This is a genomic window from Chromobacterium haemolyticum DSM 19808 (genome assembly GCF_000711885.1).
Lineage (GTDB): Bacteria > Pseudomonadota > Gammaproteobacteria > Burkholderiales > Chromobacteriaceae > Chromobacterium > Chromobacterium haemolyticum.
Window position 1 is genome coordinate 78,540 of record NZ_JONK01000021.1, and the last position, 15,518, is coordinate 94,057.

Genomic DNA, 15,518 nt, shown 5'->3' on the forward strand with positions numbered 1-15,518 from the left:
GCCGCTGAATCACTTTCTCACCCAGGCTGGAGCTGGCCATCTCATGACATTCACCGACACCTTTCGCGCACCCGACTTCGCCGCCTATCAAGCCGCCCGCGCCCGCCAGGCCACACTGACCAAGCCGGCGGGCAGCCTGGGCAGGCTGGAAGAGCTGGCCTGCCGCTTCGCCGCCTGGCAGGGCAAGACCTGCCCGGACGCGCTGCGGCCGGCCATCACGGTGTTCGCCGGCGATCACGGGGTAACGGCGGAAGGCGTATCCGCCTATCCATCGGTGGTCACCGGCGAGATGGTGCGCAATTTCGCCAATGGCGGCGCGGCCATCTGCGTGCTGGCGCAAAGTCTGGACGCGCGCTTGGTGGTGGTGGACGCCGGCGTGCTCAGCGACGTCTCCGCGCTGCCCATCGTCCACGCCAAAGTGCGGGCCGGCACCGGCAATCTGGCCAGGGAGGCCGCGATGACGCCGGCTCAGGCCGAGGCCGCGCTGGAAGCGGGCCGGCTGGCCGCGCGCCGCGCCTTGGCCGGAGGCGCCAATCTGCTGATCGCCGGCGACATGGGCATAGGCAACACCACTGCGTCCGCCGCGCTAATCTGCCGGCTGGCCGGCTTGCCGCCGGAACGCATCGTCGGCCGCGGCACCGGCCTGAACGAGGCCGGCCTGGAAACCAAGCGCCAAGTGGTGCGCGCCGCGCTGACCCGTGTCGCCGGCCGCGAGTTGTCCGCCCTGGAAACCCTGGCCGAGCTGGGCGGCCTGGAAATCGCCGCCATGGCCGGCTTCTACCTGGAAAGCGCCGCGCAAGGGGTGCCGGCGCTGGTGGACGGCTTCATTGCCAGCGCCGCCGCGCTGTGCGCGCAGGCGCTGGAGCCGCGCGTGGGAGATTGGCTGCTGGCCAGCCACCTCTCGGAGGAAACCGGCCACCTGCTGGCGCTGCACGCGCTGAAACTGGAGCCGGTGCTGGACCTGGGCATGCATCTGGGCGAGGGCTCCGGTGCCGCGCTGTGCGTGCCCTTGCTGCAAATGGCCATCCGCCTGCATAACGAGATGGCCACCTTCGCCGAGGCGGGCATCACCGGGAAAGCAGAATGAATCCCTACACGCTGACCCTGCTGCGCCACGGCGAAATCGACCATGAGGGCCGCTTGATCGGCAGCAGCGATTTGCCGCTGAACGCTGCGGGGCACATGCAAATGGCGCAAAGCTGGCAACGCATTTGCGCGCTGGCGCCGGTCACGGCGATGGCCAGTTCACCCTTGCAGCGCTGCCGCGAATTCGCGGTCCGGCACGCCTTGCATGGCTCGTTGACGCTGAAAGTGGACCCGCGGTTCGCGGAAATGGACTTCGGCGACTGGGACGGCATGGACGTACAGGTTCTGGCGCAACGCTATCCGGACTGGCGCGCCAAGCTGGCCGCCGGCGAACTGACCCCGCCCGGAGGCGAGCCCTACGAAGCTTTCCGCACTCGGGTGCTGGCCGGCCTGTCCGAATGGATGACGACGGCCAACGGCAGCCACCGGGTGCTGGTGACCCACGGCGGCGTCATCACCACCTTGCTGGCGGAACTGCTGGGCGCGGATTTCTCGGTGGCCAAGCTGATGACGGTGCAGCGCGGCGGCTTTGCCCAATTGTCCATCCTGGAAGGACATCCGGCCTACCTGATGCGTCTGGAAGCTCCGTGCGCGGACTGATTCTGGCGCTGCAATTCCTGACCCGCCTGCCCACGCCTCAACTGCGCGAATTCAAACAGGAGTGGCTGGCAGACAGCGCGCGCTGGTTCGCCGCGGTGGGCCTGATCGTCGGCGCGCTGCTGCTGGCGGCGCTAAGCCTGGGCCGCCTGAGCGACCCCTGGCTGGCGGCGCTGTTGGCGCTGTTGATGTGGACCTGGGTCACTGGCGGCCTGCACTTGGATGGCCTGGGCGATCTCGCCGACGCGCTGGGCGCGGCGCACCGCTCGCGCGAGCGTTTCTTTGAAGTGCTGAAAGACCCTCACGTCGGCAGCTTCGGCGCGCTGGCGTTGATCCTGGCCATCGTCGCCAAACTGGTCTTGCTGATGCTGCTGGCCAAACAATCGGCGCCGGCTTGGGGCCTGCTGCTGATTCCCGCCTGGTGTCGCTGTTTCGCGGTGTACTGGTCGGCCAGTCTGCCGGCGATCGCGCCCGGCAGTGGCGAACGCTTCGCCTGGCGCCGCCACTGGCCCAGCCTGGCCATCAACGCGACGCTGCTGGCAGTGCTGTCGGCCTGGCTGGCTCCATCCTTATTGCTGGCGCCGTTAGCGGCGCTGGCTTGGCGTCGCTTCCTATTGCGCAAGCTGGGCGGCATGACGGGCGATTGCCTGGGTGCGGGTATAGAGCTGTGCGAAATCGGCCTCTTGCTGCTGCTGACGGTGCGCTGGCCAACGCTCTAGCTACGCTGTAAAGATTCCGCCATTTCCCTGTCATCCGGCGGAGATGCCCCGCGTGGATACTGGCGGCGCCTTCATCGCACGGAGCCGCCATGGCCCACCTGGAGATCAGCTGCGAGCGCGGCCGGCTGGACCGCGACATGATTCTGCGCTTCCTGACCCAGACCCACTGGGCGCAAAACCTGACTCGGGCGCAGTTGGACAAGGCCATCGAGCACTCTCTGGTGTTCGGCGCCTACAGCGGGCAGCGGCAACTGGGCTTTGCCCGCATCGTCACTGACTACGTTAGCTTCGCTTATCTGTCTGATGTGTTCGTGCTGGCCGAGGCCCGCCGTCTGGGCGTCGGGCGCGCTTTGATGGAGGCGGCGCTATCCCACCCCGATCTACAACAACTGCGCCGATTCCTGCTGGTGTCGCGCGACGCGCGCCCCTTCTACCGCCGGCTGGGCTTCACCGAGCTACGCGACGGGGAACGCTATATGGAACTGCGGCGCGAGCCGGGGACCATACCGGCGCGCGCGTGGTCCTGGTGCCGCACAAGTAAAAACGCCGCTTGATGAGAGCGGCGTCCTTACATGCAGAAAAGCTTGCTTACAGCGTGCCGGCCAGCTTCTTGTTGCGCATCAGGCACAGCATGTCACAGGCCAAATGCGCGGCGGCGATGGCGGTCACTTCGCTGTTGTCATAAGCGGGCGCCACTTCCACCACATCCATGCCGACAATGTTCAAATCACCCAGATTGCGGACGATCTTCAAGGCCTGGGCGCTGCTGAGGCCGCCCGGAACCGGGGTACCGGTGCCCGGCGCAAACGCCGGGTCCAGACAGTCGATGTCAAACGTCAGGTAAACCGGGCTGTCGCCGATGACTTCCTTGATGCGCGCGATGGTGGCATCCACGCCGTTATCGTGTACCCAGGGCGCATCCAGCACATTCATGCCCATGAAGTCGTCGTTCCAGGTACGGATGCCCACCTGCACCGATTTCTTAGGATCAACCAAACCCTCTTTCACCGCTTTGTAGAACATGGTGCCGTGGTTCAGGCTATCTGGTTCATCGTCCGGCCAAGTGTCGCAGTGAGCATCGAAATGCAGCAGCGCCAGCGGCTTGCCGTATTTCTCGGCGTGCGCGATCAGCAGCGGGTAGGTGATGAAGTGGTCGCCGCCGAAAGTCAGCATCTTGGCGCCGGAGGCCAGGATGGTGCGCGCGTGTTCGATGATGGAGGGCTTGATGGTCAACGGATTGTGCGCATCGAACCAGCAATCGCCGTAATCGATCACGGCCAGGTCGTCGAAGGGATTGAAGCCCCAGGGGAAGGGACTCAACTCGGCCAGCTGCACGCTGGCGGCGCGGATAGCCTGCGGGCCCAGCCGCGCGCCGGAGCGGAACGTGGTGGACAGGTCCAGCGGAATGCCGGACACCACCACGTCGGCGCCGGTCAGGTCGCGGCTATAGTTGCGGCGCATGAAGGACAGCACGCCGGCATAAGTGTTTTCAATGGAAGAGCCGTATAGGCCCTGACGGCGGATCGCGCCGTCGCCGAAAATGGTTTCGCTCATGAATACTCTCCGCGAGAGAGTACGCCGGGCTCAGGCGTCCCGACGATTACCGTCCATCTTGCACAGCCGACGGCTTGAGGCTGCCGCCCCCCTTGGGGCGGAACCCCGGAGTTTGCCGCGATGCGCGCGCCCGCACAAGAGCCAATCGAATCAATGGCTTTCCAGCTGGATGCGCCACAACCGGAAACGCAGCCGAACGTCGTACCAGACCGGGCGCAAGCCCAGCAAAAACAAGAGCAGCGCCAGCGGCAGGGTGAAACTGTATCCCATATGCTTGAAGCCCAGCGCGCCCACCACGCCGCCGCCGAAAAACGACAGCAGGATCAGCAAATAAGTGCGCAGTTTGACGCGGTTGGCGCGCACGTCCTTGACCTTGGGCATGCTTTCACGGCCGTAGTAGCTGAGCTTGGCCAGTTCTATGCCGATGTCGGTGGCGATGCCGGTCATGTGGGTACTGCGCAACAGGCCGCCGGATAGCTTGGTAACGATGGTGTTGTGCATGCCCATGATGAAGCAGAGCAGCATCACGGTTAATGGGGTGAAAAAACCCTTGTGCAAAGAAAGCGCGGCCCCCAGCAAGCCAAACAACAGCAGCAGGCCGGCCTCCTCCATCATGGACACGCCGTAGCCGCCGCGCAGCCGCTGCCGGCGCGCCCAAAGAATCAGCCAGGAGCTGTGCATGGCGCCGGCGATGAAGCACAGCAGCATCACCAGCAGGGACAAGCCCAATGTCACCTCGCCCAGCGCGAACTCGTCGGCCATGCCGGACACGATCCCGGACATGTGCGAGGTGTAGCGGTGCACGGCGAGGAAGCCTCCGGCGTTGAGCGCGCCGGCGATGAAGGCCATGGACCATCCCAAATGCCGCAAGGTGTGGTCGTTGAAACGGCCCCGGTCCAACAGCCGGGTGATGTTGGTTCGTCTGGACATATCCTGCTGACAGAATGAACAACGGCGGCCAATGGCCGCCGCTATCTGAGAAATGAAGACACTGCGCCTGCGCCCTGCCGCGGGCGATGCTTGATAGTGCATCGCCGCGTCGGCGCTGGCAAGCAGTCAGATCAAGACTAGCCGCCTCATCCGCAGGATTTCAGGCCGATTCCCGGGGTCAGCCGCTTTTGCAGCGCCTTGAGCTTGTCGGCCTGCTGCGCGTCCAGCGTCTTGAAGCTCAGCGTGGTCTTGCTCGCCTTCTGCCCCTTTTGCTGCACCAGCGCCTTGTCGTAGCCCGCCACCTTCAGTCGCGCGGCCAAGCCCTTGGCCGCCTCTTCCTTGCCGAACAAGCCCAGCGACAGGTGGCCTTTGAAGTCGTCGCTTTTGACGATGTAGTTGTCAAAACCCTTGCCTTTCAGCTCCGACGACAGCGTCGAAGTCTCCGCCTGGGTCGCCAACGGCGGGTAATAGACCCAGAAGCGCCCGCCTCCGCCGACCTCCTCCTTGCTGGCTTCGCTCAACTGGCCGGCCTTGAGTTTGAGTTGAGGCACGCCGCCCTTGACTCTGGCCAGCAGCTTTTCATCCAGCGGCCCCCATTGCAAGCAAGCCGCTGCGGTTTCCGCCGGCTTGGCCGCTTCGGGCTTGGCGGCTTCCGCTTTGGCCGCCGCTGTTTTCGGCGCGGACGCTTCCTGAGCTTTCTTGGCCGCTGCGGGCTTGTCCGCTTTGGGCGCGGAGGATTCGCGCAAAGGCTCCGCCGCAGGAGCGGAGGCGGCCGGCGCGGAGGCGGCGTTCGGCTTCCAGTTGGCCGGCAGCAGTTTGACCAACTCCGGACTCACTTCCTGCGCCCGCACATCCGCCGGCGGACGCTGCTTGAACGAGCCATACATCGCCACCAACAAATTCAGCACCACGACCAAGGCTAGAAACCACTTCATTTTTTGTCGGCCACTCTTAATAAGCCCAATAACACCAGATTATCCACGATCTCGACCGGCCCGGCGAGCCAAGGCGCCAACTTCGCGGCGTCGCCGCCGGTCAGCAGCACCCGCACCGGGGCGCGTCCAGTGCGCGCTTGCAATTGCCGGCGCTGGGCTTCCACCGCGCCGGTCAGCGCGTATACCGCGCCGCTGGCCAAGGCGTCTTCGGTCCCTTGCGGGAACGGCGTCACCACACCGGCGGAGCGGTCCAAATTGGCGGTGTTCCGCGCCAGGCTGCTCAACATCAGATTCAACCCGGGCACAATCAACCCGCCCAGATATTCGCCCTCCGCCGTCAAGGCTTCCACGGTCAAAGCGGTGCCGGCGCAGGCAACGATCACATCGCCCTGATGCAGTTGCCGCGCGGCCAGCACCGCCAGCCAGCGGTCAGCCCCCTGCTCGGCCGGATTGCGGTAAGCATTGCGCACATCGCCGAAACCCGCCTCCGCGCGCACCCAGCGCAAGGGGCAGGGCGCCGCCGCCGCCAAGGCTTTAGCCACCTCGTCGTGGGCCACCGACGCGCCCCAGGCTGCCGTAATCGGCCATTGCCGCCAGACTTCGGCTAGGCTGGCGATCTCGCAGTGCTCCACCGCGTCCTGCGCCAACCAGCCGCGTCCATCATGCACCGCCCATTTGATCCGGCTATTACCGGCGTCGATCAACAACTTCATGCCAGCTTCCTCAAACTGACCTCGCCGGCGTGATAGGTCTTCATCCCGTCGACGGTGTCCACCAGCAAGGCGCCGCTCTCAGCCACGCCTCGAGCTATGCCCTGTACCGGATCGCCATGGGAAAAACTCAAACAGACCGGCGCGTCCTGATGCGCGGACAAACTCATCCACTCCTGGCGCAAAGGCATAAAGCCATGGCGGTCGAAGTCGCTCAGCACGCGGTGCAATTCGTTCAGCAGCTCCGCCAGCAGCGCGCTGCGCGCCAGCTTGACGCCAGCCTCGGCCAAAAAGGCCACCGGCTGGTCCACTTCGCCCGGATCGCTCACATTCATGCCGACGCCGATCACCACCGCGGTCGGCCCCAGCGCATCGCCGGACAGCTCGATCAGGATGCCGGCCAGCTTGCGTTCGTCCAACAACACATCGTTCGGCCACTTCAAGGCCACCGGCGCGCCCAAGCGCCGCAACGTCCGAGCCAAGGCCACCCCCACTGCCAAGGAAAGCCCGGCCAGCTGGGACAGACCTCGGTCGAAACGCCACAGCAGGGAGAAGGTCAGGCCCGAGCCCAGCCGAGCTTGCCAGCGTCGCCCCAGCCGGCCCCGGCCGGCTGTTTGCAGCTCCGTCGCCAACACCAAGCCATGCAAGCCGCCGCTGGCGGCGCGCGCCAACAGTTGGGAATTGGTGGAATCCGTACGCTCCGCCACCGCCAGCGTGAAGGTGTCGGCAGCTGCTTCGTCCAGGCCATCGCGGATAGCCGCCACGTCCAGCCATTCAAACGGCGCCGCCAAGCGATAGCCCTGGCCGCGCACGCTGAACACGGTGACGCCCAAATCCTGCTGAATGGCGTGCACCGCTTGCCAGACCAGGGTGCGGGAACATCCCAATTCGCCGGCGATGTCCTCGCCGGAATGGAAGCGACCGTCGGCGAGACGGCGCAACACCGCGAAAGCGTGCTCGCTCACTGCTTGGCCTCGTTGGCCCGGATCTTGTGCAAGGTAGCGGTGGTGGAAGTATCGAACAGGAAAGGTATGGAATGCACCGAGCCGCCTCGCGCCAGCGTCTCGGCGCTGCCGACGATTTTATCCGGTGTCCAGTCGCCGCCTTTGACCAGCACGTCGGGGCGCACCAGCTCGATCAATTGCGCCGGGGTGTCTTCGTCGAAACAGATCACCAGGCTCACACTTTCCAGCGCGGCCAATACCGCCGCTCGGTCGTCCTGATGATTGATAGGCCGGTCGTCGCCCTTGCCCAGGCGGCGCACCGAAGCATCGGTGTTCAGACCCAGCACTAGGCTGGCACCCAAGGCGCGCGCCTGCGCCAGATAGGTCACATGCCCGCGGTGCAGGATATCGAAGCAGCCATTGGTAAAAACAATGGGGCGCGGCAAGGCCGCCAGCTTTTGTTGCAATTGCTCTGCACTGCAGACCTTATTTTCAAACAATGGGGCCGGATACGACATTCGTTTCCCTGAGACAATTTAGTGGGCCCGAGCAGCGTAGGTCAACACACACGCACACCCTGCGGACAGCATCGCTATAATTGAAATGCCACCTAGGATACCATTCGCGGCACCACTTCCCCAACCGCAACACCTACTTTAACGCCAGCAATTGGCTACCGTGCCGCTGGCCGCCCCTCTATTGCCCAAATTATCTAATGTCAAATTCCCGCAAGAGTCATTTTGCAAAGTCGCGCTGGGTATTGCTGTAATGGTAAACGCAGTACCAGAAGACTGGAGGGCCGTACTGATAGTGTATGCAGAGACTCCGGACGAGATATCCACCGTTGCACTGGACTGTGAAGCGTTATAGCTATTGTTCATTGTGAACCAACGCTCCTGCTCCTGCGCCATCTGCAGCATGGTGGACTCAGCTTGTGCCCGCCTCCCGCGCATGACATAACTGCTATATGACGGATAGGCGATTGCCGCCACAATACCGAGAATAGCTACCACAATCATCATCTCAATCAAGGTAAACCCAGCCAAACGCCTCGTCGCCATCAAGAATACCCCTACCAAGTTTGAATGATTTCCCGCCAGGATAAACGGCCGAAAGAACCACTAAATGTATTGACTCGGACACAGCCGCCCTTGCCGCCTGAACCTGCTGTGCAAATCCACTCATAGCCGTTTTGATCGATCAATCTCAAAGGAGTCCCTCCCGTCACGCCACTGCTGTCTCCTGGCCGGAATCGGCCGGCAGCCTGATCACTGCTGTTGATCACGCCATCGCCATTGGTGTCGAACACAGGGGTCGAGCTCATACCTCCACTAAATATATTAACCTCGGTCACCCAGGATGTCCCGCCATTGGTACAACCGGTAGAATCCGGAATGATGCTATTAAAACGCACAGTCTTGGTACCCCTCAGCAGCGGCTTCGCCACCACTCTCTCATTGGCCGTCAATTGAATATACCAACCATTGCTACTACTACTCATTGCCGTGGACGAGGTAGCGTTGAAGGTCCCCCCTACCGTGCCGCTCAGTTGAGAGCCTATGGTCTGCTGCAACAGACTGCCGGTAATTGGATTAGTTAAGGCAAGCCCAGTATCGCGTACTCCATACAAAGCCTGAGTCCCCACAGTGCGATCGCTGTCGGATAAGAACTGGCCAGTACCAAACAACACCAAGTAGCCTTTCTGACTATCCCGGGTGACCACCGGGGCCGCCGTGATCGGCTGACGCACCCCCAATGCCTGAGTCGAACCGGAGGTGGTAACTGAATAAGCGGAGATCAGCGGCAGACATGCCGAGGAGCAGACACTGTTGTAGTTGCCCGCAGTTCCCCAAGCAGAGATGCCCCAGCTGGAAGGGGTGGCCGAATTCAGATTAAACTTCCATAAATTGCCGTTGATATCACCAGCATAAACAAAGTCCACCATGCCGTCGCCTGTAGTGTCCACTGCCGTCGGGCTGCCCATGGCATTTGGACTCACGCTCTGCCCTGACTGATTGGGAACATCAATGCGAAAATAATTGCTTCCTCTCGCCCAAGCTTCTCCTTGTGCTTTATCTAGATACAAAACGAAAATGGATGCCAAGCCACCGCTACCTGTCTGATTGTAGCCATTACCGAAGATTACCGCCGGGCGACCATTCTGTAGTTTGACGATTTGTGGATTTCCAATTGTCTGTCCCAGATTGGGATCATCTGCGCTCGTGAACTCCCACAATACGCTGGACGCCCCCATACTACCTGGCAGGGTAATATCAAGCGCATAGACACTATTGCCTCCCGCCCCAGTTGTGCCCACCACCACAGTGCGAGCCTCAGCAACAGTCAGCGCCGAGCCAGATGACGATAAAGTAAAACAGACATCCCTGGCATTTGGCGTGCCGTCGTTGTAATACTGATGCACATAAGATGGGGAGGTCAGGCTAGGTAGATTAGCGAAAATCCCACCAGGTAGATAAGCAAACCGTTCGTTGCCGCTCATATCGAAACCGTGCAGGAAACCATCATTGGCTGCCACCATTACCATCGCTGGTCGCGAAAAGATGGCGGCACGGTCAGTCGCTTGCGTGCTGCTGTTTGCCGCAAACGCGCAGTCTGCGGGGTCCTGAGCGGGGGCAGCCATATAAACCGGGGATGAATTGACGATATCACCCAAGCGATAGTTTCGAGGACGAAACTGCGGTGATGAACCTGCCGCTTCATTCGTCTTATCACCACGCAGGTAGCTGACTCGAGCAGCCCCTTGAGCGTCTGTGCTGTTCAATGCAAGCTTCTGTGCATTTGTCGCCGCCAAACCGCTAAACCAAGCACTGTTGAAAGTCGCACCCAAGCGTGCGGCAACGTCGTAGGTCAACACTGTGCGGCCAGCCAAATTACTGTTTAGCTGTGTCTCCAGAGTATTTTTCGCTCGCCAGCCATGACTCGAGTCCTGTACTAGAGTTGGGGCGGAAAACGCATTGGCCTGGACAATCTGATAAGCGATTAGATCGCCATGCCAGTCAGTCGAGTCAAATGATGACTGGAACACATAGGCAGAAGAAAATACTTGAGAGCCGCTGGAAGTAGTCGACAAACCAGCCAGCGTCGGATCAGTTGCCGCGGAAATCGAAGCAAACGCAGATTGCAAAGCCGTGGTCATCCGAGAGGGATCACTAGCTTGGGCGAAATTTTTAGGAACACCATTAGGGTACGCAGCGATACTGGTTGCCCCGCTAGGATCACTTGTCCATTCTGATCGGGTACCTGGTGTCTGCGTACCATCGGTGTCAGTAAAGCCACCATATTTTGCTGCCAGATAAAATGGGTTGGTAGTTTGGGTCTTTGCATTCCCATTTTCCACTACATCTATCATGAAAGCATTAACGGTTTGTTTGCCGGTCAGGTCCGGGCGCAAATCGGTGACATTTCCCCAATAGGCCAAGCCAGCGATAAATGGCGGCGAATTAGTCGAACCGGTATTGATACTGGACAGATTGCTCACGCCCTCCTGATTGCCAATGGAGTTTGTCCACGCGGCAACCCCTGAGCCACTACCACTCACAGGCGGTGACCCCATATTGGACGCGGCATCGTCATTGGGTGGTCGCAAAGGTGACGTCTGATTACCACTCGGCACGGGCCAAGCGGAACCGGGCAAATCCACATCACCATGGGTATTGGTATCACCAATATAAATAATGAAATTCTGTTGACATGAATTGACAATAGGGTCATCCCAGTCCGTTATAACTGGAAAATTATCCTTCATCGCAGCAGTCAAGCTACCACTATAAGCAGAGTAATTACCTATTTTACGAAAATAACGCAAAGCAGCATAATAGAGCTCTGCGGCTGGGTCGTAGGTTTTATAGCCATTATTATCACCAAACTTATTCAAATAATTAATCACCCCGCTATTAGCAACACTACTGCCGGTAGCATCTGTAACATCAGGATTTACCGCAAACACCCCATTGACATTACTCCATTCAGCCCCTAAGGTGAAAATATTGGAGGAGGTCGTCGCAGACGTTGATGAGGAAGAAATGCCAGGATATTTCATTCGCGCTCGCAACACCCCACCATCACGATTGTAATTAGCATCAATCAAATAGCTAAATACACTAAAGCGCATATCCCCGCCGTACTGCTGAATTAAACCTTCCGGCTTATAATTACTTCCATACCCTGTGCAGTTATCTTCTATACCATTACCGTACTTCGAAGTCAGACCTAAGCTCGAGTATTGAGAATTGCCCACACCGCTAACTGTAGTGCACACCTTAGCCATCACATTGAACGTACCCAAAGTAGTCCAAGTGGTGCCATTGTTAGAGCCCTCCACCGTAGTGGACCAGTTAAGGCTGGTAAATCTCAGTTGCGAATAACTATATGGACTCAATGACGAAACATTGGTCGTTAGCTTGCGTACAGTATTGAAACCATAACCCTGGTTTTGTCCAGAAACAATCCGGGCGCCGCGCAACACGGTCAGGCTGGCCGTATCTCCCACGGTATAATCTGTCGCTGTACCGCTGGTTCCTAAAGCTCGATTGCCCCCAGTCAAGGTCTGTCGAAAAACATCAATCGCCGACATCGTCGCCCAGTTCAAAAGGCTACCGCTCCAATTACTACCGCTACAGGTACGATTCGTCGCGTTATTCACCAGAGATACCGGATAAAAGTACCCCGGTGTAGAACCTGACCCCGCTTGATAGGCATAACACTTGTACTGATCAAAATACCCTTTATGATCCTTGCTCAATTCCGTGCTATCAAAAGTCCGATTAGTATAAGCTTCCCCAGCTGTAGGAAACTCTACCGACAAGCCCAGCAATACATTGGGGCCATAGCGCCCCCCCACCCCCGCTAGAGGCACTTGTGACACACTAATAGCTGCGACAGCAGGCCAAGCCAGCCAAAAACCGCAAAACCCCAGCCCTCTTAACAACTTGCCACTTAGCGCCATGCCTCATTACCCCACTATCAAAAGGGTCGGTACACGCTTTCAAGCGTGACATTAATTTGCGGGTTCATACCGAAACCGCGACTGGTAATTCGGTACTGCACACTTTGCCCACCCGTTTGAGCAGTCAGATCTTCGCCCGGCTTGATTGCGGGAAATACCTCAACCACATAACGTGGTGCCTGCAAGCTGGCACTGGGTGGGCTCCAACTACTGCTATCTATCGCCTTGGTCACCGTATCTGTCGCACTACTCAAACGGCTATTTAGCAGTACATGCATCGGGCCGCTTGCGGATGGAAGACATAGACCATTGGCGGAACTCGCCGTTGTGCAATCGACAAAACCATAACGTCCCCGGATCTGGCCTATCGTCACTTGATTTTCAGCAAACCGTAGCGCTGCCTCTGCTGATTCCGCTGCCAGAATAAAATCGCGTCCATTACGTGCAAAGCGCTCCTCCTGCACGGAAGAATAGGAGGCCGAAAGCGCCACTAGCATCAGCGCTACCAAGAACACCAAAGTCACCACAAGGGTCACTCCCCGTTGGGATTGAAGAGCTACTTGGTACTTCATGGTATTCGGTTCCGCAACGTAAAAGTCGACTCAAAAACTCGGCGCGACCAACAGGGTGTCGCAGCAACGCAAGCAACAGTAGAACTAGCCAAAGGATTGACAACAGAACCGGTATCGGTGCCCACTACATAGTTTGAACCAAAAATATTAAATGCCGCGGGCTCTGCGCGCAGCTGACCATACACTGGATCGGTGCGCGCCAACAAAGCCACCCGCATGGCAACAACCTGAGTCATGTCGATACTTGCGCTTGGGGGAGAAAACTGATCCGCGACACCATCACCAGTACTGTCAACACCAAGCAGAATCTGAATACGCTCAATATTATCGGCGACCACGCCAGTCGCCAAATTACTTCCGGAGGGAGCAACTCCATTCCAAAGCACATCACACATCAGCGATGGACGAGTCACCCCGCTAATCGTATTCACATCGATATAAAACCGATTCGTCACTATTGTATTTTTTGATGTAACACTATTACCCAAACAATCAGGAGTAGCATTCCCTGTGCTGGCTTGAGGCCCCGTCATAAAGGTGATGCTAAATTGATCGGACTTGACGCCATTTAGAACCGACAAAGCATTTGACGCGTTGAATGAAGTCACGGTTACATCATTGCTGGCGGACAAAACTTGACTTGCTTGAAGGCTGGGTATAGCCCAATTGCCACTGGCATCCATTGAGACCGTCCATGTTCCGCTTGCGGAAAAAGTGCCGCCCAAAATATCATAGAAACCCGCTTGCCGAACTAGACGGCCAATCTGGGCCATAGCAAAACGACCGTTATCCTGCATTTGAGCATGACCGGCCTGAGCCTTGTTAGTCTGTTGATTAGACAAATACAAGCTGGCGACGGCCAATGACACCATCAAGCCAATCGTAATCGCAATCATCAGCTCAATCAGTGTCAGACCCAACTGTTTGGAACTTGGCACGCGGTTCGCCATTAATTTGGCCTCACAAACAATTGCAGCTGTGCCGCTTGCGCAGATGCCTGTGCTGCGCCCACCCCAGCGAAGCCGCCGCGCTCGCTCCAGCTAACTGTGATCGTAAAACCACTGGACGCTGCTGCCACCGAAACGGTCCCACTAGACAGTCCACCACGAGTCGGATCCACTGCCAATGCTTGTATCTCCGTCAAATCAAAATCTTTTCTCTGCGCTACGGTGCAGCTTGCCGTATAACAATTGGCCACAGTACCTGAGGCCGCAACACCATACGCCCCACTTGGATTGCTGCGAATGCGTTCCGCCATCTGCTCCGCCAGCAGGCTCGCCTGCGCCCGGCTAGCACTCAAGGCGGAATACCGGAGATTGTTCAATTGCAGACCCGCAATACCTAACAAACCAAAAGCCAGAATCACAATGGACACCAAAACTTCCAGCAATGTAAATCCGCGACAACGCAATCGAGAGATCTCTCTTTTGGCATAATTCATGGGCAACTTTCACCACTATTCAGTGAGGCCACCATAGGGCGGCCTGACGTAGAGAAGACCAGCTTGCGAGCGATACTTGCATTTGCTGAATCATCACAGATGATCAAATTTCCCGGTGTTGTCCAACTAGCGTTGTACATCTGAACTCGGCCTGTAGGTACGTAGCGATAAGAAGTTACCGTAGAAGCACCTGACACGCTCAAGCGCAACAAAGAGCTGATATTAGATTGTCTTAATACAATCAAATCAGTCGTACCGGAAGCTGCCGTACTACCAAACGGTAATGCAGTACCGACAGCTAAAGCGTTATCTTGATTCAAGTCCACAAAAGCCACCCACCCCATATTCCAGCTACTTGCATTACAGCCACCATTGCTCTGACTAGCACAGATCACAACCGGAACCCCAGTTCTGACCGAGTTGCTCCGAGCAGAAAGAAAGGTCTGCATCAAATCGTTTGCCGCAGCAGAAATACGATTTGCGCGAACAAAATTGATAACGGACGGCACGGCGATAGCAAGCAGGATTGCGGCAACTGCAAATACCACAATCATTTCAATCAAGGTGAATCCCTTATGGGATTGGCGGGCTGACACTATCTCTCTCCTTTGCTTGTTTCATCCTACGACATCGCTATATCACCAGCAAACCCAAGCGACAAACGCATGTACAGCGGAGATGAGCGGCATGCTTACCGAAAGTTACGGGCTACCGATCTGGATCCTGAGCGCCTCGCAGACGCAAAAAAGCCTCCCATGGGGGAGGCTTGGCAAGGTCTGAACACCAATGCAAAAGCCCAGCTCGTCTGAGCTGGGCTTCGCAATCGGGCGTCTGGCGGTGTCCTACTTTCACATGGCGAATGCCACACTATCATCGGCGCTAAGGCGTTTCACGGTCCTGTTCGGGATGGGAAGGCGTGGGACCACCTCGCTATGGCCACCAGACATAAACTGGTACAAACTAGAAGAAGCCTGGGCTGATCTTTGATCAGCCCACATATATTCGGTATTCAATTGTGTCGCACATCCACACTTCGTCGCTCAGTCTCCCAAGCCACTCAAATG

16 protein-coding genes and 1 rRNA gene are annotated in these 15,518 nt (G+C 58.3%); 4 read left to right on the forward strand and 13 right to left on the reverse strand.

Translation table 11 applies throughout. The annotated features are described in order from the left end of the window. The first annotated feature begins 43 nt into the window (after positions 1-43). From cobT to BR71_RS13730, 4 genes are all read left to right on the forward strand, one after another. Entirely contained in the window at positions 44-1,087 is a 1,044-nt protein-coding gene (gene cobT / locus BR71_RS13715; protein WP_043638316.1) for a nicotinate-nucleotide--dimethylbenzimidazole phosphoribosyltransferase, read from the forward strand. Continuing rightward, complete coding sequence (locus BR71_RS13720; RefSeq protein ID WP_043638319.1) at positions 1,084-1,686, forward strand: histidine phosphatase family protein; 603 nt, start codon at positions 1,084-1,086, stop codon at positions 1,684-1,686. The genes cobT and BR71_RS13720 overlap by 4 nt, the downstream gene beginning before the upstream one ends. Continuing rightward, positions 1,674-2,402: an adenosylcobinamide-GDP ribazoletransferase gene (gene cobS, locus BR71_RS13725; RefSeq protein ID WP_043638322.1), complete on the forward strand. Its 729-nt coding sequence runs from the start codon at positions 1,674-1,676 to the stop codon at positions 2,400-2,402. The genes BR71_RS13720 and cobS overlap by 13 nt, the downstream gene beginning before the upstream one ends. A gap of 89 nt (positions 2,403-2,491) precedes the next feature. Then, on the forward strand, positions 2,492-2,956 hold the full coding sequence (locus BR71_RS13730) for a GNAT family N-acetyltransferase (RefSeq protein WP_052370565.1): 465 nt from the start codon (positions 2,492-2,494) through the stop codon (positions 2,954-2,956). Between the two features lie 34 nt (positions 2,957-2,990). Here BR71_RS13730 and speB read toward each other — a convergent pair whose 3' ends face one another. The 13 genes from speB to rrf all read right to left on the reverse strand — a co-directional run bounded on the left by speB (position 2,991) and on the right by rrf (position 15,398). After that, positions 2,991-3,956, reverse strand: a complete 966-nt coding sequence (speB, locus tag BR71_RS13735) for an agmatinase (RefSeq protein ID WP_043638325.1) — start codon at positions 3,954-3,956, stop codon at positions 2,991-2,993. Positions 3,957-4,106: 150 nt separating this feature from the next. Next, the gene (locus tag BR71_RS13740; RefSeq protein ID WP_043638328.1) at positions 4,107-4,886 is read right to left on the reverse strand and encodes a YoaK family protein; all 780 of its coding nucleotides are present in this window, start codon (positions 4,884-4,886) and stop codon (positions 4,107-4,109) included. A 146-nt stretch (positions 4,887-5,032) separates the two neighbouring features. After that, on the reverse strand, positions 5,033-5,821 hold the full coding sequence (locus BR71_RS13745; RefSeq protein ID WP_043638332.1) for an SPOR domain-containing protein: 789 nt from the start codon (positions 5,819-5,821) through the stop codon (positions 5,033-5,035). Further along, complete coding sequence (locus tag BR71_RS13750) at positions 5,818-6,534, reverse strand: type III pantothenate kinase (RefSeq protein WP_043638339.1); 717 nt, start codon at positions 6,532-6,534, stop codon at positions 5,818-5,820. The genes BR71_RS13745 and BR71_RS13750 overlap by 4 nt, the downstream gene beginning before the upstream one ends. Further along, complete coding sequence (locus tag BR71_RS13755) at positions 6,531-7,496, reverse strand: biotin--[acetyl-CoA-carboxylase] ligase (protein ID WP_043638347.1); 966 nt, start codon at positions 7,494-7,496, stop codon at positions 6,531-6,533. The genes BR71_RS13750 and BR71_RS13755 overlap by 4 nt, the downstream gene beginning before the upstream one ends. Beyond that, positions 7,493-7,993 (reverse strand): D-glycero-beta-D-manno-heptose 1-phosphate adenylyltransferase, encoded by a 501-nt coding sequence (rfaE2, locus tag BR71_RS13760; protein WP_043638351.1) that lies wholly within the window; start codon positions 7,991-7,993, stop codon positions 7,493-7,495. Before rfaE2 ends, BR71_RS13755 begins: the two co-directional genes overlap by 4 nt. A 138-nt stretch (positions 7,994-8,131) precedes the next feature. Further along, positions 8,132-8,497, reverse strand: a complete 366-nt coding sequence (locus BR71_RS13765) for a type IV pilin protein (RefSeq protein WP_279625740.1) — start codon at positions 8,495-8,497, stop codon at positions 8,132-8,134. 50 nt (positions 8,498-8,547) lie between these two features. Then, on the reverse strand, positions 8,548-12,441 hold the full coding sequence (locus BR71_RS23620) for a pilus assembly protein (protein ID WP_081862663.1): 3,894 nt from the start codon (positions 12,439-12,441) through the stop codon (positions 8,548-8,550). Between the two features lie 17 nt (positions 12,442-12,458). Further along, on the reverse strand, positions 12,459-13,013 hold the full coding sequence (locus BR71_RS23625; RefSeq protein ID WP_081862664.1) for a pilus assembly PilX family protein: 555 nt from the start codon (positions 13,011-13,013) through the stop codon (positions 12,459-12,461). Then, a complete protein-coding gene (locus tag BR71_RS23630) occupies positions 13,010-13,963 on the reverse strand; it encodes a PilW family protein (protein ID WP_081862665.1) in 954 nt (317 codons plus the stop codon). The genes BR71_RS23625 and BR71_RS23630 overlap by 4 nt, the downstream gene beginning before the upstream one ends. Further along, complete coding sequence (gene pilV / locus BR71_RS23635) at positions 13,963-14,454, reverse strand: type IV pilus modification protein PilV (protein WP_081862666.1); 492 nt, start codon at positions 14,452-14,454, stop codon at positions 13,963-13,965. The genes BR71_RS23630 and pilV overlap by 1 nt, the downstream gene beginning before the upstream one ends. Further along, positions 14,451-15,050 (reverse strand): GspH/FimT family pseudopilin, encoded by a 600-nt coding sequence (locus BR71_RS23640; protein WP_081862667.1) that lies wholly within the window; start codon positions 15,048-15,050, stop codon positions 14,451-14,453. Before BR71_RS23640 ends, pilV begins: the two co-directional genes overlap by 4 nt. Before the next feature lie 233 nt (positions 15,051-15,283). Beyond that, positions 15,284-15,398: ribosomal RNA gene (gene rrf / locus BR71_RS13770) — 5S ribosomal RNA — on the reverse strand. Between the last annotated feature and the right edge of the window lie 120 nt (positions 15,399-15,518).

What these genes read in the sequence shown, in the direction of transcription:
- cobT (WP_043638316.1), top strand. Translation starts at nt 44, where the DNA reads ATGACATTCACCGACACCTTTCGCGCACCCGACTTCGCCGCCTATCAA.
- BR71_RS13720 (WP_043638319.1), top strand. Translation starts at nt 1,084, where the DNA reads ATGAATCCCTACACGCTGACCCTGCTGCGCCACGGCGAAATCGACCAT.
- BR71_RS13730 (WP_052370565.1), top strand. Translation starts at nt 2,492, where the DNA reads ATGGCCCACCTGGAGATCAGCTGCGAGCGCGGCCGGCTGGACCGCGAC.
- speB (WP_043638325.1), bottom strand. Translation starts at nt 3,956, where the DNA reads ATGAGCGAAACCATTTTCGGCGACGGCGCGATCCGCCGTCAGGGCCTA.
- BR71_RS13740 (WP_043638328.1), bottom strand. Translation starts at nt 4,886, where the DNA reads ATGTCCAGACGAACCAACATCACCCGGCTGTTGGACCGGGGCCGTTTC.
- BR71_RS13745 (WP_043638332.1), bottom strand. Translation starts at nt 5,821, where the DNA reads ATGAAGTGGTTTCTAGCCTTGGTCGTGGTGCTGAATTTGTTGGTGGCG.
- BR71_RS13750 (WP_043638339.1), bottom strand. Translation starts at nt 6,534, where the DNA reads ATGAAGTTGTTGATCGACGCCGGTAATAGCCGGATCAAATGGGCGGTG.
- rfaE2 (WP_043638351.1), bottom strand. Translation starts at nt 7,993, where the DNA reads ATGTCGTATCCGGCCCCATTGTTTGAAAATAAGGTCTGCAGTGCAGAG.
- BR71_RS13765 (WP_279625740.1), bottom strand. Translation starts at nt 8,497, where the DNA reads ATGATGATTGTGGTAGCTATTCTCGGTATTGTGGCGGCAATCGCCTAT.
- BR71_RS23620 (WP_081862663.1), bottom strand. Translation starts at nt 12,441, where the DNA reads ATGGCGCTAAGTGGCAAGTTGTTAAGAGGGCTGGGGTTTTGCGGTTTT.
- BR71_RS23625 (WP_081862664.1), bottom strand. Translation starts at nt 13,013, where the DNA reads ATGAAGTACCAAGTAGCTCTTCAATCCCAACGGGGAGTGACCCTTGTG.
- BR71_RS23630 (WP_081862665.1), bottom strand. Translation starts at nt 13,963, where the DNA reads ATGGCGAACCGCGTGCCAAGTTCCAAACAGTTGGGTCTGACACTGATT.
- pilV (WP_081862666.1), bottom strand. Translation starts at nt 14,454, where the DNA reads ATGAATTATGCCAAAAGAGAGATCTCTCGATTGCGTTGTCGCGGATTT.